This window comes from Streptomyces sp. NPDC048600 (genome assembly GCF_055587025.1).
Genome location: NZ_JBVJGZ010000011.1, coordinates 162,206 through 176,577, shown reverse-complemented (window position 1 = coordinate 176,577; position 14,372 = coordinate 162,206). Strand labels below are relative to the sequence as shown.

The 14,372-nt window shown below is 72.0% G+C and carries 13 protein-coding genes; 9 read left to right on the top strand and 4 right to left on the bottom strand.

Going from position 1 to position 14,372, the window contains the following annotated elements; genetic code table 11:
* Positions 1-309: 309 nt before the first annotated feature.
* The 7 genes from ACZ6SQ_RS17530 to ACZ6SQ_RS17500 all read left to right on the top strand — a co-directional run bounded on the left by ACZ6SQ_RS17530 (position 310) and on the right by ACZ6SQ_RS17500 (position 9,733).
* Positions 310-1,992, top strand: a complete 1,683-nt coding sequence (locus tag ACZ6SQ_RS17530; protein WP_469562523.1) for a PucR family transcriptional regulator — start codon at positions 310-312, stop codon at positions 1,990-1,992.
* Between the two features lie 136 nt (positions 1,993-2,128).
* Positions 2,129-5,359, top strand: a complete 3,231-nt coding sequence (gene icmF / locus ACZ6SQ_RS17525; protein ID WP_469562521.1) for a fused isobutyryl-CoA mutase/GTPase IcmF — start codon at positions 2,129-2,131, stop codon at positions 5,357-5,359.
* Between the two features lie 147 nt (positions 5,360-5,506).
* A complete protein-coding gene (locus ACZ6SQ_RS17520) occupies positions 5,507-6,250 on the top strand; it encodes a VOC family protein (protein WP_469562519.1) in 744 nt (247 codons plus the stop codon).
* Between the two features lie 522 nt (positions 6,251-6,772).
* Positions 6,773-8,491 (top strand): SulP family inorganic anion transporter, encoded by a 1,719-nt coding sequence (locus ACZ6SQ_RS17515; protein WP_469562517.1) that lies wholly within the window; start codon positions 6,773-6,775, stop codon positions 8,489-8,491.
* Entirely contained in the window at positions 8,488-8,913 is a 426-nt protein-coding gene (locus ACZ6SQ_RS17510; protein ID WP_469562514.1) for an ATP-binding protein, read from the top strand. The genes ACZ6SQ_RS17515 and ACZ6SQ_RS17510 overlap by 4 nt, the downstream gene beginning before the upstream one ends.
* A gap of 40 nt (positions 8,914-8,953) precedes the next feature.
* Positions 8,954-9,175 carry an alkylphosphonate utilization protein gene (locus ACZ6SQ_RS17505; protein WP_386382564.1) on the top strand — a complete coding sequence of 74 codons (222 nt, stop codon included), beginning with the start codon at positions 8,954-8,956 and terminating at the stop codon, positions 9,173-9,175.
* Positions 9,176-9,397: 222 nt separating this feature from the next.
* Complete coding sequence (locus ACZ6SQ_RS17500; protein WP_386382661.1) at positions 9,398-9,733, top strand: ArsR/SmtB family transcription factor; 336 nt, start codon at positions 9,398-9,400, stop codon at positions 9,731-9,733.
* Between the two features lie 56 nt (positions 9,734-9,789).
* Here the strand turns inward: ACZ6SQ_RS17500 and ACZ6SQ_RS17495 are convergent, their stop codons facing one another.
* Together ACZ6SQ_RS17495 and ACZ6SQ_RS17490 are read right to left on the bottom strand one after the other, a co-directional pair.
* Positions 9,790-9,948 carry a DUF6126 family protein gene (locus ACZ6SQ_RS17495; protein ID WP_469562511.1) on the bottom strand — a complete coding sequence of 53 codons (159 nt, stop codon included), beginning with the start codon at positions 9,946-9,948 and terminating at the stop codon, positions 9,790-9,792.
* An 82-nt stretch (positions 9,949-10,030) separates the two neighbouring features.
* Positions 10,031-10,207, bottom strand: coding sequence for a hypothetical protein (locus tag ACZ6SQ_RS17490; RefSeq protein WP_386382558.1), 177 nt, complete (start codon positions 10,205-10,207; stop codon positions 10,031-10,033).
* Between the two features lie 251 nt (positions 10,208-10,458).
* Here ACZ6SQ_RS17490 and ACZ6SQ_RS17485 point away from each other — a divergent pair, with 251 nt between their 5' ends.
* Both ACZ6SQ_RS17485 and ACZ6SQ_RS17480 read left to right on the top strand, forming a co-directional pair.
* Complete coding sequence (locus ACZ6SQ_RS17485) at positions 10,459-11,256, top strand: VOC family protein (protein WP_469562675.1); 798 nt, start codon at positions 10,459-10,461, stop codon at positions 11,254-11,256.
* Between the two features lie 172 nt (positions 11,257-11,428).
* Complete coding sequence (locus ACZ6SQ_RS17480) at positions 11,429-12,220, top strand: bestrophin-like domain (protein WP_469562507.1); 792 nt, start codon at positions 11,429-11,431, stop codon at positions 12,218-12,220.
* Positions 12,221-12,296: 76 nt separating this feature from the next.
* On the opposite strand, the gene ACZ6SQ_RS17475 is transcribed toward ACZ6SQ_RS17480, so the two are convergent.
* Positions 12,297-12,752: an SRPBCC family protein gene (locus tag ACZ6SQ_RS17475; protein ID WP_469562504.1), complete on the bottom strand. Its 456-nt coding sequence runs from the start codon at positions 12,750-12,752 to the stop codon at positions 12,297-12,299.
* Positions 12,753-12,958: 206 nt separating this feature from the next.
* Entirely contained in the window at positions 12,959-14,155 is a 1,197-nt protein-coding gene (locus ACZ6SQ_RS17470; protein WP_469562499.1) for an alpha/beta fold hydrolase, read from the bottom strand.
* Positions 14,156-14,372: the final 217 nt, after the last annotated feature.

Sequence of the window (14,372 nt, the reverse complement as noted above, 5' to 3'; positions counted from 1 at the left end):
CTGCCGTATCGGCAGACGTGGCGCGCCGGGAGCCGGGCACGCCCTCCAGCCGTCGATGGTGTGTGCCGGCAGACGTACGCCGCACGCGCTCACCCGCCGCCGCGGAGTGCGTACCGGCCGACGGGTGCGCCCGGACCCCGGCAGCACGCCCTCCCCCCGTCGCGCGGTGCGTACCGGTAGACGGACACCCCCCAGAGCCCGGCCGCCGGAGAGTTCGTACGCCACGACGAACCAGGGGCCGTAATCTCGTACCCACCGACGAACGCATGCCCCGCACAGGGCGCCTAGCCTGCGGAGATGATCGGGCCCATGTCGACGCCATCCGCCCGGAGCCTGAGCCGTGTGCTCGGGGATCTGGGCCCCACCCTGCTGGAACTGGTCCACGGCGACCCCGGCGAGGCCACCGCGATCGGCGGCGTCGGCATCCACGATCCGTACGACGAGCAGCTGTACCCCGAGCACGCCGTCGTGCTCGGCGTCGGCGTGACGGGGGAGCGGCAGATCGCCGACCTGCTGCGGCTTCCGACCCTGCGGGGCGCCGCGGCGCTGGTCGTGCGCGGCCCCGCCGAGGACCTGGGCGCGCTGGAGGCGGTGGTCGCCGAGACCGGTGTGGCGCTGCTCGCGCTGACGCCCGGGGCCTCCTGGGCCCAGCTGGCGGCGATGCTCCGCACCCTGCTGGCCGAGGGGGACGTCGGCGAGCCCGGCGGCCAGACGCTCGGCGGACTGCCGTCCGGCGACCTGTTCGCCCTGGCCAACGCCATCGCCACGCTCCTGGACGCCCCGGTCACCATCGAGGACCGCGACAGCCGCATCCTGGCGTTCTCCGGACGGCAGGACGAGGCGGACCCGGCGCGGGTCGCGAGCATCCTCGCCCGCCGGGTGCCCGAGCGGTATCTGCGCATCCAGGAGGAGCACGGCGTCTTCCGGGAGCTGTACTTCAGCGACCGCGTCGTCCACATCCCCGCGCCCGACCTGGGGGACGAGGTGACCCTGCCGCGCGTGGCGATCGGTGTACGGGCCGGGGACGAGGTGCTGGGGTCGGTGTGGGCGGCGGTGCGCGACCCGCTGACCCCGGAACGGGAGCGGGCCTTCCGCGAGGTGGCCAAACTGGCCGCCCTGCACATGCTGCGCTTCCGGGCCGGCGCGGACGCCGAGCACCGGCTGCGCGCCGACCTGGTCGCGACGGCCCTGGAGGGCGGCACGGGTGCCGTCGCCGCGCTCGGCCGTCTCGGGCTGGCCGGGGCGCCCCTGCTCGTGATGGCGATGGGCGTCGAACCGGCCGGGGGCGGCGACCACGCCCGCAACGCGGTCGAACGCCAGCGGCTGACGAGCGCGCTCGCGGTGCATCTGTCCGCCGTGCAGCCGCGCGCGGCCGTGGCGCTGCTCGGCGACGTGGCCTACGCGGTGACCCCCGCCGCCCCGGACGCCGACCACGCCCGGGAGCGGGCCGTCCAGGTCGCCTCGGACTTCCTGCACCGCACCGGCGACCGCGCGGGCGCCGTCGTCGGCATCGGCTCGGTCGCCGCCGAACCGGCCGCCCTCGCCCGCTCGCGCGAGGACGCCGACCGCGCGCTGCGCGTGCTGCTCGGCAGTCACATGTCCCGGCGGGTCGCGGCGATCGCCGACGTATACGCCGACGCCGTACTGCTGGAGATGCGGGACCTGGCCGCCGCCCGCCGCGACGAGCCCTCCGGCCCGCTGGCGCGGCTCGCGGCGTACGACGCCCGGCACGACGCGCACCTCGTCGAGACGCTGCGGGCCTGGCTGGACGCCTTCGGGGACGTGGTGACGGCGTCGTCCCGCCTGTTCGTCCACCCGAACACCTTCCGCTACCGCCTGCGCAGGGTGACGGAGGTCGGCGGCATCGACCTCCAGGACCCGTCCGCCCGGTTTGCCGCGATGCTCCAGCTCCGCCTCATCGGCGCGTACGACGCGCCCGCGGCCCGCCCGGGCCCGTACGACGGGCTCTCCGGACCCGCCGGGTCCCCCTGACCGAGGATCGGGCCCGGCCCGCGGTTCGGGGGCCCGCCGCTGTGCGCCTGGTCACACAGGCAGGCCTGCCTGTGATTTAGTAGGACGTCCTAGTATCTCTGCGAGTCACGTTCCAGTGTCCGGTCCGGAGGGCCCCATGAGTGATCTGCACCGCCCCGTGCATCCCGTTCGCCTGGTCACCGCGTCAGCCCTGTTCGACGGCCATGACGCATCGATCAACATCATGCGGCGGATCTTCCAGTCGCAGGGCGTCGAGGTGATCCACCTCGGACACAACCGGTCGGTGAAGGAGGTCGTGGACGCGGCGCTCGAGGAGGACGCGCACGGCGTCGCGGTCTCGTCCTACCAGGGCGGACACGTGGAGTACTTCGAGTACCTGGTGGAGTCGCTGCGCGCCCAGGGCGCGGACCACGTGCGGGTCGTGGGCGGTGGCGGGGGCGTCATCGTGCCCGAGGAGATCTCCCGGCTGCGCGCGAGCGGAGTGACGATCTTCTCGCCCGAGGACGGCCAGCGCATGGGCCTCGCCGGCATGGTCAACTCCGTGGTCGCCGACTGCGACTTCGACCTCTGGGACACCAAGCCCGCCGACGCGGCCGCCGTCCTCGCCGGTGACCGGTTCGCCATCGCCCGCGCGGTCACCGGCGCCGAGCTGGGCAAGCTGCCCGCCTCCTTCCTCGACGAGCTGCGCGCCGCCACCGCGTCGCGCCAGGTCCCCGTCCTGGGCATCACCGGCACCGGCGGCTCCGGCAAGTCCTCGCTCACCGACGAACTCGTCCGCCGGCTCCGCGTCGACCAGCAGGACAAGCTGCGCATCGCCGTGATCGCGGTCGACCCCACCCGCCGCCGGGGCGGCGGCGCGCTGCTCGGCGACCGCATCCGCATGAACTCCCTCGACGGCGGCCAGGTGTTCTTCCGCAGCCTCGCCACCCGCGGCAGCCGCGAGGTGCCCGAGCACCTGTCCGACGTGATCGACGTCGTGAAGGCCGCCGGCTTCGACCTGGTCGTCGTGGAGACCCCCGGCATCGGCCAGGGCGACGCGGCCATCGTGCCCTTCGTCGACACCAGCCTGTACGTGATGACGCCCGAGTTCGGCGCCGCCTCCCAGCTCGAGAAGATCGACATGCTCGACTTCGCCGACGTGGTGGCGATCAACAAGTTCGAGCGCCGCGGCGCCCTCGACGCCATGCGCGACGTCGCCCGCCAGCTCATCCGCAACCGCGAGGCGTTCGGTATGCGCCCCGAGCAGATGCCGGTCTACGGCACCTCGGCGGCCACCTTCAACGACGACGGTGTCACCGCGCTCTACCAGCACCTCAGGTCCCTGCTCGGCGAGAAGGGCCTGCCGCTGTCCGAGGGCGCCCTGCCCGCGGTCGACGTCCGGCACTCCTCCGGCATCCGCCAGGTCGTGCCCTCCGACCGGGTCCGCTACCTCGCCGAGATCACCGAGACCGTCCGCAAGTACCACTCCGAGTCCCTCGTGCTCGCCGAGGCCGCCCGGCGCGTCCAGCGCCTCGCCGCCGTCCGCGACGAACTCGTCGAGGCCGGCTCCGACGACAGCGGTGTCGAGGCCCTGCTCGACGGCGCCCGCCGCGCCCTCCCGCACGAGGTCACCGAGCAGATCGAGGGCTGGCCCGCCGTCGTCGCGGAGTACGCCGAGGACGAACTCGTCGTGAAGGTCCGGGACAAGGAGATCCGCACCAAGCTGGTGCGCGAGTCCCTCTCCGGCAACAAGATCCCCCGCGTCGCCCTGCCCCGCTACGCCGACCACGGCGAACTCGTGCGGTTCTGGCGCGGCGAGAACCTGCCCGGCCGCTTCCCCTTCACCGCGGGCGTGTTCCCGTTCAAGCGGGACGGCGAGGACCCGGCGCGCATGTTCGCCGGCGAGGGCGACCCCTTCCGCACCAACCGCCGCTTCCGGCTGCTGTCCGAGGGCCAGCCCGCGACCCGCCTGTCCACCGCGTTCGACTCGGTCACGCTCTACGGCCGCGACCCCGACGAGCGCCCCGACATCTACGGCAAGGTCGGCACCTCCGGCGTCTCCGTCGCCACGCTCGACGACATGAAGGCCCTCTTCGACGGCTTCGACCTGGTCGCGCCGACCACCTCGGTCTCCATGACCATCAACGGACCCGCCCCGACCATCCTGGCGTTCTTCCTCAACACCGCGATCGACCAGCAGCTCGACGCGTTCCGCGCCGCCGAGGACCGCGAGCCGACCGCCCAGGAGGCGGCCGGACTGCGCGCCAAGGCCCTCGCCAGCGTGCGCGGCACGGTGCAGGCCGACATCCTCAAGGAGGACCAGGGCCAGAACACCTGCCTGTTCTCCACCGAGTTCTCGCTGCGCATGATGGCCGACGTGCAGGAGTGGTTCATCCAGAACCAGGTCCGCAACTTCTACTCGGTGTCCATCTCCGGCTACCACATCGCCGAGGCCGGCGCGAACCCCATCAGCCAGCTCGCCTTCACCCTCGCCAACGGCTTCACCTACGTCGAGGCGTATCTGGCGCGCGGCATGGACATCGACGACTTCGCGCCGAACCTGTCGTTCTTCTTCTCCAACGGCATGGACCCGGAGTACTCCGTCCTCGGCCGCGTCGCCCGGCGCATCTGGTCCGTCGCCATGAAGGAGAAGTACGGCGCCAACGAGCGCTCCCAGAAGCTCAAGTACCACGTCCAGACCTCGGGCCGCTCGCTGCACGCCCAGGAGATGGACTTCAACGACATCCGCACCACCCTCCAGGCCCTCATCGCGATCTACGACAACTGCAACAGCCTGCACACCAACGCCTACGACGAGGCGGTCACCACCCCCACGGAGGAGTCGGTCCGGCGCGCCCTCGCCATCCAGCTGATCATCAACCGGGAGTGGGGCCTGGCGATGAACGAGAACCCCCTCCAGGGGTCGTTCGTCATCGACGAGCTCACCGACCTGGTCGAGGAGGCCGTGCTCACCGAGTTCGAGCGGATCAGCGAGCGCGGCGGCGTCCTCGGTGCCATGGAGACCGGCTACCAGCGCGGCCGGATCCAGGACGAGTCGATGCTGTACGAGCAGCGCAAGCACGACGGCACCCTGCCGCTCATCGGCGTCAACACCTTCCGCAACCCGAACGCCGACACCGCCGAGCCGGGCGCCATCGAGCTGGCCCGGGCCACCGAGGCGGAGAAGCAGTCGCAGCTTGACCGTGTGCACGGCTACCAGTCCGCCCACCAGGAGCCCGCGCACGAGGCCCTGGCGGCACTGAGGACCGCGGCCATGGAGGGCCGCAACGTCTTCGCGGTCCTCATGGACGCCGCCCGCGTCTGCTCCCTGCAGCAGGTGACCGACGCGTTCTTCGAGGTCGGCGGACAGTACCGGCGCAACGTCTGATCCGGCGGGCACCCGTACGGGACGCCCCGGGCCGAGGACCGGTCACATGACCGGCACGCACCCCGGGGCGTCCCGTGCGGGTCCCGTGGGGACCGCACCGCCCCGGCGCGGATGTCGGGTGCGGAGCGGGTGCATAGGATCGCCGGCATGGCACTGCGACCCGTTCATGTGAACGTGAAGGCCCTCGACAGCTCGGCGGTCGGCCGGTTCTGGGCGCACGCGCTCGGCTGGAGTGCCCACGACGCCGGTGTCACCACGTATGTCGGCCCCGCGGGCGGTGGCGTCTGGCCCGAACCGGTCGGCATCGGCATCGACTTCGTTCCCGTCCCGGAGCCGAAGACGGCGACGAAGAACCGTACCCACCTCGATCTCGCCACCACCTCGGCGGCCCATCAGGCGGAACTGGTCGCGCGCCTCGAGGCTCTCGGCGCGACGCCCGCCGACGTGGGCCAGGGCGACGTGCCGTGGACGGTCCTCGCCGACCCGGAGGGCAACGAGTTCTGCGTGCTGGAGCCCCGTGAGGTCTACCGGGACACCGGGCCGATCGCCGCCGTGGTGGTCGACTGCGAGGATCCGAGGGCCATGGCCGCGTTCTGGGGCGAGGCGCTGGACTGGACCCTGCACCGGGTGACCGACGAGCAGGCGGTGCTGCGCTCCGCCCAGGGCGTCGGCCCGTACCTGGAGTTTCTCCGCACGCCCGGCGCGAAGACCGTGCCGGACCGTGTCCATCTCGACCTGCTGCCCTGCCCGGGCGACGACAAGGAGGCGGAGGTGGCGCGGCTGCGGACCCTCGGCGCCATCGGCCTCGACCTCGGCCAGGGCGACGTCCCTTGGACCTGTCTGACCGACCCGGAGGGCCACGAGTTCTGCGTGCTCGCCCTGCACGGCTAGGGCGCTTCTGACGGATCTCCGTCAGAAGGGCCCCCGCCGTCCCCGGCGCGTGCGCGCCTGCGTCGCCTCAGTGGTGCGGTCGCCCACATCGTCAGTCCGACGACGCCGAGGACCACCATCCCTCCGACGACGGTGGGAACGATGCCGATCATGGCGAAGACCAACAGAAGCTCCCACAAGGTCGGTTCCTCGCCCATCGTGCTGCCGCCCTGTGCCATGAACGGCATGACGCCAGGGGGGAGTTGATCAGTTCCACTCCGCTTCGGGCGCAGTCGCACAGGCTCGACGTTCACGCCGTGGAGCCGTCGCAGCTTCCATGAATTGCAAATATCTGCAATTCAATAGATGCTGTGGTCGTTGTGCCCGTAGGTAGCCGCGGGCACAACGCCCGACTATTCCTGGCGCAGAGGGGTGCGAGACGGTGCCGGTTCCGCTGTATCGGACGACGTCCAGCCGCTTCCGTGCGCTGCCGAGGCGGCCCGGGCGGACCGGGCGCCGGTGTACGACGGGGGTCCGGTCGTCGTGAACCCGCTTCCGGCCCGGGCGGCACGCCGGGTGAGGGCAGTGCTGCCGAGCCGTGCCGATCTCGCGGCGATGGGCCGTGATCCACGCCGTGACCTGCTGGCCGGACTGACGGTCGCGATCGTCGCGCTGCCCCTGGCGCTGGGCTTCGGCGTCTCGTCGGGGCTGGGCGCGGAGGCCGGCCTCGCCACCGCCGTCGTCGCGGGCGCTCTGGCGGCCCTGCTGGGCGGCTCCCATCTCCAGGTGTCGGGGCCGACCGGGGCCATGACCGTGGTGCTGGTGCCGATCGTGGCCCGGTACGGGCCGGGCGGTGTGCTCATGGTCGGCCTGATGGCCGGAGCGCTGCTCGTCGGGCTGGCCCTGCTGCGGGCCGGCCGGTACATGCGGTACGTGCCCGCGCCGGTGGTGGAGGGCTTCACGCTCGGCATCGCCTGTGTCATCGGCCTCCAGCAGATCCCGAACGCCCTGGGCGTGGACCAGCCCGAGGGCGAGAGGGTCCTGCTGGTGGCCTGGCGGGCGGTGGCGGAGTTCGCGGCGCAACCGCAGTGGACCGCGGCCGGCCTGTCCCTGGGTGTGGCGGCGGTGATGCTGCTGGGGGCGCGGTGGCGCCCGGCGGTTCCGTTCTCGATCGTGGCGGTGATCGCCGCGACCGTGCTGGTTCAGGTCTTCGATCTGCCGGGTGCGGCGCCGATCGGGGAGCTGCCGTCCGGGTTGCCCGCGCCGTCGTTGTCGTTCCTCGACGTCTCCGCGGCCGGGTCGCTGCTGGCTCCGGCGGTGGCGGTCGCGGCGCTGGCGGCCCTGGAGTCGCTGCTGTCGGCGACGGTCGCGGACGGGATGACGGTCGGGCAGCAGCACGACCCCGACAAGGAACTGTTCGGCCAGGGCGTCGCCAACCTGGCCGCCCCGCTGTTCGGCGGCGTCCCGGCGACCGCGGCGATCGCCCGTACGGCGGTGAACGTCCGCTCCGGGGCCTCGTCGCGGCTCGCCGCGCTGACCCATGCCGCCGTGCTCGCGGTGATCGTGTACGCCGCCGCCCCGCTGGTCGAGAGGATCCCGCTGGCCGCCCTGGCCGGGGTGCTGCTCGCGACCGCGGTCCGGATGGTCGAGGTCGGCTCCCTGCGGGCCATGGCCAGGGCGACCCGCTCGGACGCGGTGGTCCTGGTGCTGACCGCGGCGGCGACCCTGGTGCTCGACCTCGTCTACGCGGTGATCATCGGCCTCGCCGTCGCCGGGGCCCTGGCCCTGCGGGCGGTCGCCGCCCAGGCCCGCATGGACCAGGTCGACTTCCGTCCCGACCTGCCCGGCGAGCACAGCGACGAGGAGCACGCCCTGCTGGCCGAGCACATCGTCGCGTACCGCATCGACGGCCCGCTCTTCTTCGCGGGCGCCCACCGTTTCCTGCTGGAGCTGACCGAGGTGGCGGACGTGAAGGTGGTGATCCTGCGCATGTCACGGGTCACGACCATGGACGCGACCGGCGCCCTGGTCCTCAAGGACGCGGTGGAGAAGCTCGACCGGCGCGGGATCGCCGTGATGACCTCCGGCATCCGCTCCGGCCAGCGCCAGGTGCTGGCCTCCGTCGGCGCGCTGGACCTCCTCCGCAGCGAGGGCCGCGAGTACGGCACCACCCCCGAGGCCATCGCGGGGGCCCGCAGGCATCTGGAGCGGGCCGGACTGCTCGCGCACCCCTCCCACCGCATCCGGAAGGCGTCCCGATGACCGCCGACGTGGAGGCGCTGCACCTGCGGCACGTGCTGACGCTGCCCACGACCGGCGCCGCCGTGCGCGTGGCCCGGCAGACGACGGAGGACGTGCTGGCCGACTGCGGCGTGAGCCTGCGGCATCCGACCGTCGGGCCGGCCCTGCTGATCGTGGCGGAGCTGGTCACCAACGCCGTCCGGCACGCCGCGGTCCTCTCGCCGACGGTCACCGTCACCTACGCCCACGGCCGGGACACGTTCGCCTTCGCCGTGCACGACCGCCACCCCTACCTGCCCGCTCTCTACGGGGCGATGGCCGCCGTACCGGGAAGCGGGCTGGCCACCGTCGTCGAGATGACCATGGAACTGGGCGGCACCGCGGTCGTACGCCCCGACGGGGACGGGCGTGGCAAGAGCATCTGGATCACCCTGCCCCTGTGAACGTCACCCTCACCCCACCACCCGAACAGGACACAGCAGCATGAGCGACATCATCGTCAAGGACTCCAACGGCACCCCGCTCGCGGACGGCGACTCGGTCACCCTGATCAAGGACCTCAAGGTCAAGGGCACCTCCGAGACCCTCAAGCGCGGCACCCTGGTCAAGAACATCCGGCTGACCTCCCGGCCGGGCGAGATCGAGTGCAACACCAAGAAGGTGAAGGGGCTGGTCCTCAGGACCGAGTTCCTCAAGAAGGCCTGACCCGCGCGGCCCGGCGGGCGGCGACCGGAACACCCTGGGAGGCGGCCCGTCGGCCCGGTCGGTGCCATGGGTGTCCATCAGTTGCAGGAATCTGCAATTGTAGAGGTCACAGCATGTTGGCGGGGGCCCCACGTCCCGGGGTCCCCACGAGGAGTTCGGGTGGACGAGGTGCCGCGCACACGCATGACGAACACGGCCGAGGACGGCAGCGGGAACACGCAGGTGAGCACCCCGCTCTACCAGCTCAAGGCCGAGTTCTTCAAAACCCTCGGCCACCCCGCCCGGATCCGCGTCCTGGAGCTCCTCAGCGAGCGCGAGCACGCCGTCGCCGAGATGCTGCCCGAGGTCGGCATCGAGGCAGCCTCCCTGTCCCAGCAGCTCGCCGTGCTCCGCAAGGCCAACCTCGTCGTCACCCGTCGCGAGGGCTCCAACGTGTACTACCGGCTCACCAGCCCCGACGTCGCCGAACTCCTGCGCGTCGCCCGGCACATCCTCTCCGGCGTCCTCGAAGGGCAGGCCGAGCTCCTGGCCGACCTGCGCGCCGCCCGGCCCGAGTAGCCGCCGCCCGGCCCGAGTAGCCGCGCCGCCCGGCCCGAGCGGCCGCGGCGCCCAGGTCACTTCTGGGCGTGCTGGCCCAGGTAGAAGAGCAGGTACACGAAACCGGCGATCAGGTGTGTGCCGAAGACGTAGAAGAAGACGCGCAGGGCGACCCCGTTCTCCTTCGACCGCTCCTGGTCCGGCGCGGCGGACTGCGCGTGCTGGTCGTCCGTCACGGGTTCCTGCCTCCATTCGGAAGTGCTCGGTCTGTGCTGCGCGCCGTCGGCGGCGTCCCGCTACCGGCCGGGGCCGGCGCCTTCACCGGCCCTGTGTCTCGTCGACGCGGACGCCGTGGTCACGCGCCATACGCAGCGCGTCCTCCAGCTCGTCGGCGGCCTGCGCCGCCTCGAAGTCGTCGTCGTTCTCCCGCGCGGCGGCCAGGCGGTCCCTCGCCACACGGATCCGGTCCAGCGCCGCCTGCTCGAACCCGGCCACAGCACAACCCCCGTCCACGCATCCTAGAACTAGTGAATTGCATAACTCTGCAAGTCTAGCGTGAGGGGGAGTCCGCCCATGCCCCGCGGCCGTGCGAGCGGTCGCCGGCGATGGCCCCCGCGAGTGCGGGACCGGGGTGCTTTCACCCGTACGGCCCGATTCCACACCTCCGGCCCGGGTAGGGGACGGCCGGTTCTTTCCCCGGGCGCCCGAGCGCCCGACCGGCACCCCGGAGGCATCACGTGCCCGACATGAACGGCCCCTACCAGCCCGGCACGCCGTGCTGGATCGACCTGATGGCCCCCGACCAGCAGGCGGCCCTCGACTTCTACTGCGACCTCTTCGGCTGGCAGGGCGAGATCGGCCCAGCCGAGCAGGGCGGGTACTCCGTCTGCACCCTCAAGGGCAGGCCCGTCGCCGGGATCATGAAGGCGATGAACCCGGACGGCACGGTGCCCGACCCGCTGCCGCCGACGGCCTGGACGACGTACCTGTCCACGGACTCCCTCGACTCCACGGTCAAGGCCGTCACCGACGCCGGAGGCGCGGTCGTGATGGGACCGATGGACGTCATGGACCTCGGCCGGATGGCCGTGATCGCCGACCCGGCCGGAGCGGTCGTAGGTCTGTGGCAGCCCGGCACCTTCGACGGCGCGGCCATCGTCAACGAGCACGGCGCGCTGATCTGGAACGAGCTGACCACCCCCGACCTCGCGGCGGCGTCCGCGTTCTACTCGGCGATCCTGCCCGTCACCACGGCCCCCTCGCAGATTCCCGGCGCCGAGGACTACGTCGAGTTCCGGGTGGGCGGGCGCGCCGTGGGCGGGATGATGGACCTGAGCAAGCTGCCGCCGGGTGTACCCCCGTCCTGGCAGCCGTACTTCCACGTGGACGGCGTGGACGACATCCAGGCGGCCGTGGTGCGGGCCGGCGGCACCGTCCTGGCTCCGGCCTTCGACATGGCCGCCGGCCGCATGGCCGTGCTCGCCGACCCACAGGGCGGCTCCTTCTCGGTGATCACGGGCACCTCACCCGACCAGCCCGCCTGACGTGGCCGGGCGCGCGGGGCGCGCGGACCGCCACCCCGTGCGCCCTCGCCGGGCGAGACCCGGCCCGTCACCCGATGGTGTGAACCTGCGGGGACCCGGAGCCAGTGATCACCGCGCCCGCTCGCTCCCGGGGCGCTCGAGGGCCTCCGTCCAGCCCCTAGGCTCCCCGCACATGTCGCTCTGGCTGCTCAATCAGTTCAGCACCTTCACCCTGGCCGTCATCACCGTCGGCGGGACCGTCGTCCTGGCCGTCGCCGGCAGCGTGCTGCTCCGCCGCAGGTACCCGTCACTGGCCGAGGGCGAGCACAACGACATGGTCGGGGTGACGCTGGGGATGTTCGGCGCGATCTACGGCATCATCCTCGCGTTCGTCATCGTCACGCTCTGGACCCAGCTCGACAGCACACAGACCATCGTCGCGACCGAGGCCACCGACATCGCGCTCATCACCCGTGACGCAGCCGCCTTCCCACCCCCTGTCCAGGCCCGCGTCGACAGTGCGCTCAGCGGTTATGTGCACGCGGTCGTGGAGGACCAGTGGCCGCGGATGCGCGCGGGCCGGCCCGCCTACGGGGCCACCGCCGACAAGCTGGAGGCCGCCTTCGACGCGCTTCAGTCGTACGAGCCGAGGACCGCGCGCGAACAGGTCTTCTACGAAGAGGCCGTCGCCCGCCTCAACGACGTCGCCGGCCAGCGCCGGGCCCGGCTGACCATGGCCGAGCAGGAACTCCCGCCGCTGCTCCAGATCCTGGCCTTCGGCGGAGCCCTCGTGCTCATCCCGCTCACGTTCCTCTACGGCATGCGCCGGCTGAGGATCCAGCTGCTCTTCGTCGCCTCCGTCGCCGCGCTCATCGGCTTCAGCCTGCTGCTGGTCTTCGTCCTCGACCGGCCCTTCGCCGGTGACCTCAGTGTCAGCCCGACGCCCTACCGGCAGGGCGCGCTCGCCCGGTACTGGGCTCCGTGACCGCGGCGCGGTGACACCTCGTGTCCGGGACGGCCCGCACGGGGCTCCCGGCGCGTTCGTGGAGCGGAGGAGCGCCTCATGCGGGCCGGGCGCCGTCCTGTTGCTCGCGTACCGCGATCCGGGCCAGTTTCGTCAGCATCATGCCGTTGCGGATGGACACGACGTAGTCCACGGGGAGTCCGTGCATCCGGGTGCCGGGGCCGCGCAGGGGGTGCCATTCGAGCACGAACAGGGTGTTCTCGCCCCACGGGATCAGGTTCATCGCGATCCGGGCCGCGCCGAAGGGCTCGGCCTTCGCCTCCAGCTCCAGACGGCGCTGCGGTTCACAGATGCGCACCACACAGCTGTCGTCGAGGGTGAGGGGGCCGAGTCCGACCCGGACCCGCAGGCGTGCGCCCACCTCCGGCCACCGCGGATCCGCGGCGATGACCTGCTGGGTGCCCGACACCCACTCCCCGTAGCGGTGACCGTCGGACAGCAGGCCCCAGACTCTCGACGGCGGACTCAGGATCAACCGACGGTTCCGGGCCACGCCGACCACACTCCTTCTCGCCCTCGCGACCGGCGTTCGCGGCATTCGCTCTCGCGACCGGTGTCCGCGCCCCGCGCCGGGCGCGGAACGCCTCCTCGACAGTAGCCGTGGCGCGGGACATCAGCACCCGCTGCGCGATCGGCGCGGGCGAGGTCGGCGCGAGGGTGCTGCCCGGGCACGGCGGGTGTCGGCCGAGGCGCGGGGCCCTACTGCACCACCTCCGTCAGCACGTTGTCCGCGTCCATGAGCCAGCTGCCCCTGTCGACTCCGTACACCTTCTTGCCTTCGAGCCACTGCCAGGACATGTGGTGCAGGGTCTTGGCGGGCTTGCGCTCCCAGACGGGGTTGTGGTCCCAGCCCTCGACACGGAACATCAGCTTGTCGCCGCCCGGGATCGTCGCGTAGAGCTTCGGGACGGAGAAGTGGAGCACCGGCCCCAGCACCTCCGGCGTGTTGGCTGTTCTGTCCAGGTCCCCGTAGACGATGCACACCGGCACCTCGCCGCCGAGCGTGGGGCCGAGCTTCGCGGTGCTGTCGTTCCAGCCCCACCAGTAGGTGTTGCGCCACCGCATCACGCCCTCGGGTGCCGCGGGGTCCGTCCCGCCCCACTTCTCGCCGACGCTGTCGCCGGCCAGGACGGACCGCCACAGGTGTTCGCCCACGGTCTTGTCGCTGGCGGCGCCCGTGATGCTCGCCTTGCTGGTCAGGTTCATCGGGAAGCCGAACACCGCGGGCGGCGTGTTCACGGGCTCCGTGGGAAGCGGCGTCATGGGAGGCGCGTCGAAGGGCTTGTCGGGGTTCGTCGACCAGCGGCCCTTCGGCGGGAACATGGGGGCGAGCAGGAACAGGCTCGACACCTCCTTGGGGTGCTGGAGCACATACGGGCCCATCACGAACGCGGCCGCGGACCAGCCGACGAACGCGACCTTCGCGTTCTGGCACAGCCCTCGGACGAACGCGACGACGGTGCTCAGCTCGTCCTCCTCGCTCTTGGAGTTCCCCAGTTGGTACGCGTAGGTGGCCGTCGCGGAGCAGCCTGCCGTACCGGGGTTGGTCTTCAGGAGGTCCCGCTGGGCAGGGTTGGCGTTGCACGGGTTGTCCATCACCTCCGGGCGGTGGGAGCGCCCGGACCCCTGGAGGTCCATGACGAACACGTCGTAGCCCTTGCTCGCGAGGGCCTGCGCCCAGCTGTAGCTGGTGTCCTGATGCGGCGAGCCGCCTGGCCCCGGGAGCACCAGGTCGAAGCCGGGGAGAGCCGGGACGCTTCTGCCGTGGAGCATGAGAACCGGCTTGGGGGTGTCGCCGGATGCGCGCTTGTACTGCCGGACGAACAGGTCGATCTGCTTGCCCCTGTTCTCCGGGATCGTCGATGTGTGCTTGACCTTGTGGTCGACGGGAGTCATGTGCGGCATGGTCGCCTCCGATGGCCGCTCGCTGAGGCAAGGCGTACAGGCGCTGGTCAGGGCCCTCGGGACCGGCCGTGGCCGCCCCGGCCATCGCGTTTCGAAGGTACGGAGCCGGTGTCAGCCCGGCGTCATTCCCTCGTCATCGGAACGGGCGAGGCCCACCCGTTCCGCCGCGCGGCTCGGCGACGGCCCGGGCGGGTCCGGCGCCGAACGC

Excerpts from the sequence above, each read along its gene's own strand:
- ACZ6SQ_RS17505 (WP_386382564.1), top strand. The coding sequence starts at position 8,954 with ATGAGCGACATCATCGTCAAGGACTCCAACGGCACCCCGCTCGCGGAC.
- ACZ6SQ_RS17480 (WP_469562507.1), top strand. The coding sequence starts at position 11,429 with ATGTCGCTCTGGCTGCTCAATCAGTTCAGCACCTTCACCCTGGCCGTC.
- ACZ6SQ_RS17470 (WP_469562499.1), bottom strand. The coding sequence starts at position 14,155 with ATGACTCCCGTCGACCACAAGGTCAAGCACACATCGACGATCCCGGAG.
- ACZ6SQ_RS17485 (WP_469562675.1), top strand. The coding sequence starts at position 10,459 with ATGAACGGCCCCTACCAGCCCGGCACGCCGTGCTGGATCGACCTGATG.
- ACZ6SQ_RS17520 (WP_469562519.1), top strand. The coding sequence starts at position 5,507 with ATGGCACTGCGACCCGTTCATGTGAACGTGAAGGCCCTCGACAGCTCG.
- ACZ6SQ_RS17510 (WP_469562514.1), top strand. The coding sequence starts at position 8,488 with ATGACCGCCGACGTGGAGGCGCTGCACCTGCGGCACGTGCTGACGCTG.
- ACZ6SQ_RS17530 (WP_469562523.1), top strand. The coding sequence starts at position 310 with ATGTCGACGCCATCCGCCCGGAGCCTGAGCCGTGTGCTCGGGGATCTG.
- icmF (WP_469562521.1), top strand. The coding sequence starts at position 2,129 with ATGAGTGATCTGCACCGCCCCGTGCATCCCGTTCGCCTGGTCACCGCG.